Origin of the sequence: Burkholderia anthina, assembly GCF_902498995.1 — a bacterium.
GTDB lineage: Bacteria > Pseudomonadota > Gammaproteobacteria > Burkholderiales > Burkholderiaceae > Burkholderia > Burkholderia anthina.
Genome location: NZ_CABVLY010000016.1, coordinates 181,691 through 189,182, shown reverse-complemented (window position 1 = coordinate 189,182; position 7,492 = coordinate 181,691). Strand labels below are relative to the sequence as shown.

The window sequence follows — 7,492 nt, the reverse complement described above, 5'->3', positions numbered from 1 at the left end:
CGGCGGGCGCCGCCGCGCCGGCCGCAGCGGGCGCGAAACGCTGACCGGCCGGCCGCCTGCGCGTCCGGCGCAGGCCGGAATGCGTGCCGGCCCGCGAGACCGGCCGTGCCGCCCGCCACGGACGGTATAATCGTCGTTTCCGCCCGGTCGGCAGGGTTTCGCCGGGTAACCTGGAGCCCCTCCGCTGGAGACCTTCCGGGTTACCCGGCGAATATCCGGACCATGAGGCAGGCCCGGGAACCGGGAGCCTGCCCGCGCCGCCGGGCTGCCCGATTTTCGTCCACTTCCGCGTGCCCGCCCCGTGGCGCGCCGCTTAAAGCCTAGTCCGAACCACACCATGCACGAGAGATACGTACCCGCCGACGTCGAAGCCGCCGCCCAGGGCGACTGGCGCGCAGCCGATGCCTACAAGACGAAGGAAGACTCGCAGAAGCCGAAGTTCTATTGCGTGTCGATGCTGCCGTACCCGTCCGGCAAGCTGCACATGGGTCACGTGCGCAACTACACGATCAACGACGTGATGTACCGCTATCTGCGGATGAACGGCTACAACACGCTGATGCCGATGGGCTGGGACGCGTTCGGGATGCCGGCCGAGAACGCCGCGATGGCGAACGGCGTGCCGCCCGCGAAGTGGACCTACGACAACATCGACTACATGAAGGGCCAGATGCAGTCGATGGGTCTCGCGATCGACTGGTCGCGCGAAATCGCGACGTGCAAGCCCGACTACTACAAGTGGAACCAGTGGCTGTTCCTGAAGATGCTCGAGAAGGGCATCGCGTACAAGAAGACGGGCACCGTGAACTGGGACCCGGTCGACCAGACCGTGCTCGCGAACGAACAGGTGATCGACGGCCGCGGCTGGCGCTCGGGCGCGCTCGTCGAGAAGCGCGAGATCCCGATGTACTACCTGCGCATCACGCAGTACGCGGATGAGCTGCTGAACGACCTCGAAGGCCTCGGCTGGCCCGAGCGCGTGAAGATCATGCAGCAGAACTGGATCGGCAAGAGCTTCGGCGTGAACTTTGGCTTCCCGTACGAACTCGACGGCGAAAAGACGCTGCTGCGTGTGTTCACGACGCGTGCCGACACGATCATGGGCGTCACGTTCTGCGCGATCGCGGCCGAGCATCCGCTCGCCACGCGCCTCGCGCAGGGCAAGCCGGAACTGCAGGCGTTCATCGACGAATGCAAGCGCGGCGGTGTCGCCGAGGCCGACGTCGCGACGATGGAGAAGAAGGGCGTCGCGACGGGCTTCGCGGTGTCGCATCCGCTGACGGGCGAGCCGGTCGAGGTCTGGATCGGCAACTACGTGCTGATGAGCTACGGCGAAGGCGCGGTGATGGGCGTGCCGGGCCACGACGAGCGCGATTTCGCGTTCGCGAAGAAATACGACCTGCCGATCAAGCAGGTGATTTCGAGCGAAGGCCAGGCTTACTCGCTCGACGCATGGCAGGAGTGGTACGGCGACAAGGAAACCGCGGTCTGCGTGAACAGCGGCAAGTACGACGGCCTGCGCTATGCGGATGCGGTCGACGCGGTCGCGGCCGACCTGAAGGCCGGCGGCTTCGGCGACAAGCAGGTCACGTGGCGCCTGCGCGACTGGGGCGTGTCGCGCCAGCGCTACTGGGGCACGCCGATCCCGATCATCCACTGCCCGTCGTGCGGCGACGTGCCGGTGCCGGAGCAGGACCTGCCGGTCGTGCTGCCGGAAGACCTCGTGCCGGACGGCTCGGGCAATCCGCTCGCGAAGTCCGAAGCGTTCCTGAACTGCGCGTGCCCGAAGTGCGGCGCGGCCGCGAAGCGCGAAACCGACACGATGGACACCTTCGTCGATTCGTCGTGGTACTTCTCGCGCTACACGGCGCCGGACGCCGACACGATGGTCGACGCGCGCACCGACTACTGGATGCCGATGGATCAGTACATCGGCGGCATCGAGCACGCGATCCTGCACCTGCTGTATTCGCGCTTCTGGACCAAGGTGATGCGCGACCTCGGCCTCGTGAAGTTCGGCGAGCCGGCGAAGAACCTGCTCACGCAGGGGATGGTGCTCAACGAAACGTACTACCGCGAAGACGCGGCGGGCAAGAAGACCTGGTACAACCCGGCCGACGTGACGGTCACGCACGACGACAAGGGCCGCCCGGTCGGCGCGACGCTGAACGCGGACGGCCAGCCGGTCGTGCTCGGCGGCATCGAGAAGATGTCGAAGTCGAAGAACAACGGCGTCGATCCGCAGGTGCTGATCGACCAGTACGGCGCCGATACCGCGCGCCTGTTCACGATGTTCGCCGCGCCGCCCGAGCAGCAGCTCGAGTGGTCGGGAGCGGGCGTCGAAGGCGCGAGCCGCTTCCTGCGCCGCGTGTGGAGCTTCGGCGCGGGCAACCGTGACGCGCTCGCCGTGCGCGCCGGTTTCGACGCGGCGGCGCTCGGCGACGCCGACAAGGCGCTGCGCCGCGAGATCTACAGCGTGCTGAAGCAGGCCGATTTCGACTACCAGCGTCTGCAGTACAACACGGTCGTGTCGGCCGCGATGAAGATGCTGAACGCGATCGACGGCGCGAAGGGCGCGACGCCCGCCGTGCTGCGCGAGACGTACGGCGTGCTGCTGCGCGTGCTGTACCCTGTCGTGCCCCACGTCACGTTCGAGCTGTGGAAGGCGCTCGGTTACGCGGACGAATTCGGCCCGCTGCTCGACGCACCGTGGCCGAAGGTCGACGAAGCCGCGCTCGAGCAGGCCGAGATCGAACTCGTGCTGCAGGTGAACGGCAAGGTGCGCGGCGCGCTGAAGGTCGCGAAGGACGCAAGCCGCGAGGCGATCGAAGCCGCGGCGGTGGCCGACGAAGCGTTCGCGAAGTTCAGCGACGGCAAGCCGGCGAAGAAGATCGTCGTCGTGCCGGGCCGTCTCGTGAACATCGTCGTCTGACGGCCGCTGGCCGTCGGGCGCACACAGAAGGAGCGAAGGTGATCCGCAGATCGTTTTTGGTGCTCGTCGGCAGCGCGGTCGCGCTGTCGGCATGCGGCTTCCAGTTGCGCGGCCAGCAGGACTACGCGTTCAAGCGGCTGCTGGTCGCCGGCGCGCCGGCGGCCGTCGGCGCGCGGCTCACGCGTCTCGTCGAGGCCGGCAGCGACACGAAGATCGTCAAGTCGGCGGACGACGCCGACGCCGTGCTGCGCATGTGGGAGTCGCGCGGGCAGAACACGCTGACGCTCAACAAGTACGGTTCCGCGCAGGAATATGCGCTGTACTACACGCTGAACTACACGCTGACGAGCAAGGACGGCACCGTGCTGATCCCGGCGAGCGCGATCGCGCTGAACCGCGCGATGACGTACAGCGACCAGTACACGAACGCGAAGGCGCAGGAAGCCGACATCCTGTACGCGGACATGCAGAACGATGCCGTCGACCAGTTGATGCGGCGTCTCGCGATCGTCCATTCGCTGACGCCGGCGCCGCAGGACGTGGTGCCGGGCGTGGCGCCGGGGGCGCCGCTGCCGCCGCCGCCGCTCTGATCGCCGGCGCACGTACCGATGCAATTGCGACTTGATGCGCTGGAGCCGCACCTCGCGAAGGGGATGGCCGGGCTCTATACCGTGTATGGCGACGAGCCGCTGCTCGTGCAGGAAGCGTGCGACCGCATTCGTGCGGCCGCGCGCGCGGCCGGCTTCACCGAGCGTTCGGTGCATACGGTCGAGCGCGGCTTCGATTGGAGCGTGCTGCTCGGCGCGACCCAGGCGATGTCGCTGTTCGGCGAGCGTCAGCTGATCGAGCTGCGCATTCCGTCGGGCAAGCCGGGCAAGGAAGGCGCCGATGCGCTGAAGACGCTCGCGGCGACGCCCAACCCCGACGCGCTGATGCTCGTCACGTTGCCGCGGCTCGACGCGGCAACGCAGAAATCCGCCTGGTTCACCGCGCTGCAGAACGGCGGCGTCGCGCTGAAGATCGATCCGGTCGACCGCGCGCAACTGCCGAACTGGATCGGCCAGCGCCTGTCGATGCAGGGGCAGCGCGTCGCTCCCGGCGACGACGGCCGGCGCGCGCTGCAGTTCATCGCGGAGCGCGTCGAGGGCAACCTGCTCGCCGCGCACCAGGAAATCCAGAAGCTCGGGCTGCTGTATCCGCAGGGCGTGCTGGCGTTCGAACAGGTGCACGACGCGGTGCTGAACGTCGCGCGCTACGACGTCTTCAAACTGAACGAAGCGATGCTCGCCGGCGACGCCGCGCGGCTCGCGCGGATGATCGACGGGCTGAAAGGCGAGGGCGAGGCGATCGTGCTCGTGATGTGGGCCGTCGTCGAGGAGTTGCGCACGCTGCTGCGGATCAAGCGCGGCGCGACGGCCGGCAAGCCGCTGGCCACGCTGCTGCGCGAGAACCGCGTGTGGGGCCCGCGCGAGCGGCTGATCGCCCCCGCGTTGAACCGGGTGTCGGAAGGCGTGCTCGAGAAGGCGCTCGCGTTTGCCGCGAAGCTCGACCGGCAGGTCAAGGGGCTGTCGGCCATCGCGCCGGGCCGCCGCACGCAGGACGATCCGCCGCCTGACCCGTGGGATGGCCTGTTCCAGCTCGCGATGACGGTGGCCGGCGAGCGCGGCGAGCGACCGCCGACCGCGGGTCGCGTGCGGCGCTAGGGTCTAGACCCTTGGCCTCGGCGGGCCGTCAGCGCCCGCAGCGCAACCCGCTTACAATATTTCGATAGCCGGCGCGGCCTTTCCTGCTGCCGCGCTGCACGCTTTCCCCGAATTCATGCCGCGCCAAGCGGCTCGCTTCTCGAGTCACACGATGGATATCGACCAGTACATGACGGATCTGGGCCGCCGTGCCCGGCACGCTTCCCGCGCGATGGCGCGCGCCAGCACGGCCGCGAAGAACGCGGCGCTCGACGCCGTGGCCCGCGCGATCGAGCGCGATGCGCAGGCGCTGAAGGATGCGAATGCACGCGACGTCGCTCGCGCGCGTGAAAAGGGGCTCGATGCGGCGTTCATCGATCGCCTCACGCTGTCGGACAAGGCGCTGAACACGATGGTCGAAGGCCTGCGCCAGGTCGCGTCGCTGGCCGATCCGATCGGCGAGATCGGCAACCTCAAGTACCGCCCGAGCGGGATCCAGGTCGGCCAGATGCGCGTGCCGCTCGGCGTGATCGGCATCATCTACGAGTCGCGCCCGAACGTGACGATCGATGCGGCCGCGCTGTGCCTGAAGTCGGGCAACGCGACGATCCTGCGCGGCGGCTCCGAAGCGCTCGAGTCGAACGCGGCGCTCGCGAAGCTGATCGGCGAAGGGCTCGAAGCGGCGGGCCTGCCGCAGGACGCGGTGCAAGTGGTCGCGACCGCCGATCGCGCGGCGGTCGGCAAGCTGATCACGATGACCGAATACGTCGACGTGATCGTGCCGCGCGGCGGCAAGAGCCTGATCGAGCGCCTGATCAACGAGGCGCGCGTGCCGATGATCAAGCACCTCGACGGCATCTGCCACGTGTATGTCGACGATCGCGCCGATCTCGCGAAGGCGCTGACGGTGTGCGACAACGCGAAGACGCATCGCTACGGCACCTGCAACACGATGGAGACACTGCTCGTTTCGAGCGGCATCGCGGCAACGCTGCTGCCGCCGCTCGGCAAGCTGTATCGCGACAAGCAGGTCGAACTGCGCGTCGATGCGGCCGCGCGCGCGGTGCTCGCCGATGCCGGCGTTGGCCCGCTCGTCGATGCGACCGAAGAAGACTGGCACACCGAATATCTCGCGCCGGTGCTCGCGATCAAGGTCGTCGACGGCCTCGACGCGGCGATCGAGCACATCAACCATTACGGCTCGCACCACACGGATGCGATCGTCACCGAGGATCACGACCGCGCGATGCGCTTCCTGCGCGAAGTCGATTCGGCGAGCGTGATGGTCAACGCGTCGACGCGCTTCGCGGACGGCTTCGAATTCGGCCTCGGCGCGGAAATCGGCATTTCGAACGACAAGCTGCACGCACGCGGCCCCGTCGGCCTGGAAGGGCTGACGTCGCTGAAGTACGTCGTGCTCGGGCACGGCGAAGGCCGCCAGTAACCGTAAAGCGAGGCGCACAACCGATGGCAATGCTCTGGGTCAAGACGTTCCATATCGTTCTGATCGCCGCGTGGTTCGCGGGGCTGTTCTACCTGCCGCGCATCTACGTGAATCTCGCGATGGAAACCGATCCGGCCGCGGTGCGGCGTTTGCTGCTGATGGCGCGCAAGCTGTTCCGCTTCATGACGTTCATCGCGGTGCCGGCGCTGGCGTGCGGGCTGTGGCTCTGGCTCGCGATCGGCATCGGCCAGGGGCAGGGCTGGATTCACGCGAAGGTGACGGTGGTGCTGTTGCTGGTGATTTACCACGCGTATTGCGGGCACTTGTTGCGGGTGTTCGAGCGCGGCGAGAACACCCGCACCGACAAGTGGTATCGCGTGTTCAACGAACTGCCGGTGCTCGGCATGCTCGCGGCGGTCGCGCTGGTCGTGATCAAGCCGTTCTGATTTCGCTGCACGGTGTCGCCGCCCCTCCGGCCGGCGCGCGATACGCAAAAATGGCGCTCCTCGGGGCGCCATTTTTCGTTTGCGCGTCGTGCGCGTTCACTCCTTGGCCGGGTCGTCGATCCGGCGGCGCGTGATCGCTTCCTTCGCGCGGCCGACCCGCTCCATCAGCGCGGGCCCGCGCGACAGCGCGACGCCGACCGCGAGGATGTCGCCGATCGCGAGATGCGACATCCGCGACGTCATCGGCGAGAACACGTCGGTTTCCTCGGCGACGTTCGACGCGAGGCTCACCGTCGCGAGCTTCGCGAGCGGCGAATGGCTTTGCGTGATCGCGATGACCTTCGCGCCGCATGCGAGCGCGGAGCGCGCGGCATCGACGATGTCGCGCGTGCGGCCGGTGTTCGAGATCGCGACGACGACGTCGTGCGGCCCGAGCAGCGCCGACGACATCGAGAACGTGTGCGGGTCCGAATACGCGACGCTCGGCACGCCGAGCCGGAAGAACTTGTGCTGGATGTCCTGCGCGGCGATGCCCGAGCCGCCGGCACCGTAGAACTCGATGCGCGACGCGTTCGACAGCAGCGAGATCGCGTCGGCGACGCTGCCGGCCGACAGGCTGTTGCGCACCTCGATCAGCGCGCCGATCGTGCGGTCGAACACCTTGCCGATGATGCCGGGCGCCGGTTCGTCGGGCTCGACGTCGCGATACACCGACGACACGCCGGGCGCGACGCTCTGCGCGAGCCGGATCTTGAATTCGCGAAAGCCGCTGCAGCCGAGCGCCTGGCAAAAGCGCGCGATGGTCGGCTGGCTGACGCCCGCGCGGGTCGACAGCTCGGTCATCGCGAGGTCGAGCACCTCGCGCGGGGCGGCGAGGATGTAGTCGGCGAGCTTGCGCTCGGACGGGCGCAACTCGGCGCGGATCGCTTCAATGCGGGGCAGCATGGGACGGCAGATGAAAATCGGGTTCGGATGAGCGAGTGTATCG

The 7,492-nt window shown here is 68.0% G+C and carries 6 protein-coding genes; 5 read left to right on the top strand and 1 reads right to left on the bottom strand.

All coding sequences use genetic code 11. The features are described 5' to 3' along the window. Window positions 1-337 precede the first annotated feature (337 nt). The 5 genes from leuS to BME24068_RS20945 all read left to right on the top strand — a co-directional run bounded on the left by leuS (window position 338) and on the right by BME24068_RS20945 (window position 6,504). On the top strand, window positions 338-2,932 hold the full coding sequence (leuS, locus tag BME24068_RS20965) for a leucine--tRNA ligase (protein ID WP_174927227.1): 2,595 nt from the start codon (window positions 338-340) through the stop codon (window positions 2,930-2,932). A 38-nt stretch (window positions 2,933-2,970) separates the two neighbouring features. Next, window positions 2,971-3,522 carry an LPS-assembly lipoprotein LptE gene (locus BME24068_RS20960; protein WP_096506328.1) on the top strand — a complete coding sequence of 184 codons (552 nt, stop codon included), beginning with the start codon at window positions 2,971-2,973 and terminating at the stop codon, window positions 3,520-3,522. Between the two features lie 18 nt (window positions 3,523-3,540). Beyond that, window positions 3,541-4,635, top strand: coding sequence for a DNA polymerase III subunit delta (gene holA / locus BME24068_RS20955; protein ID WP_096506330.1), 1,095 nt, complete (start codon window positions 3,541-3,543; stop codon window positions 4,633-4,635). 151 nt (window positions 4,636-4,786) lie between these two features. After that, window positions 4,787-6,058, top strand: a complete 1,272-nt coding sequence (locus BME24068_RS20950) for a glutamate-5-semialdehyde dehydrogenase (RefSeq protein WP_096506332.1) — start codon at window positions 4,787-4,789, stop codon at window positions 6,056-6,058. Window positions 6,059-6,081: 23 nt separating this feature from the next. Further along, window positions 6,082-6,504, top strand: coding sequence for a CopD family protein (locus tag BME24068_RS20945; RefSeq protein WP_096506334.1), 423 nt, complete (start codon window positions 6,082-6,084; stop codon window positions 6,502-6,504). A 96-nt stretch (window positions 6,505-6,600) separates the two neighbouring features. On the opposite strand, the gene BME24068_RS20940 is transcribed toward BME24068_RS20945, so the two are convergent. After that, entirely contained in the window at window positions 6,601-7,449 is an 849-nt protein-coding gene (locus tag BME24068_RS20940) for a MurR/RpiR family transcriptional regulator (RefSeq protein ID WP_174927226.1), read from the bottom strand. Window positions 7,450-7,492: the final 43 nt, after the last annotated feature.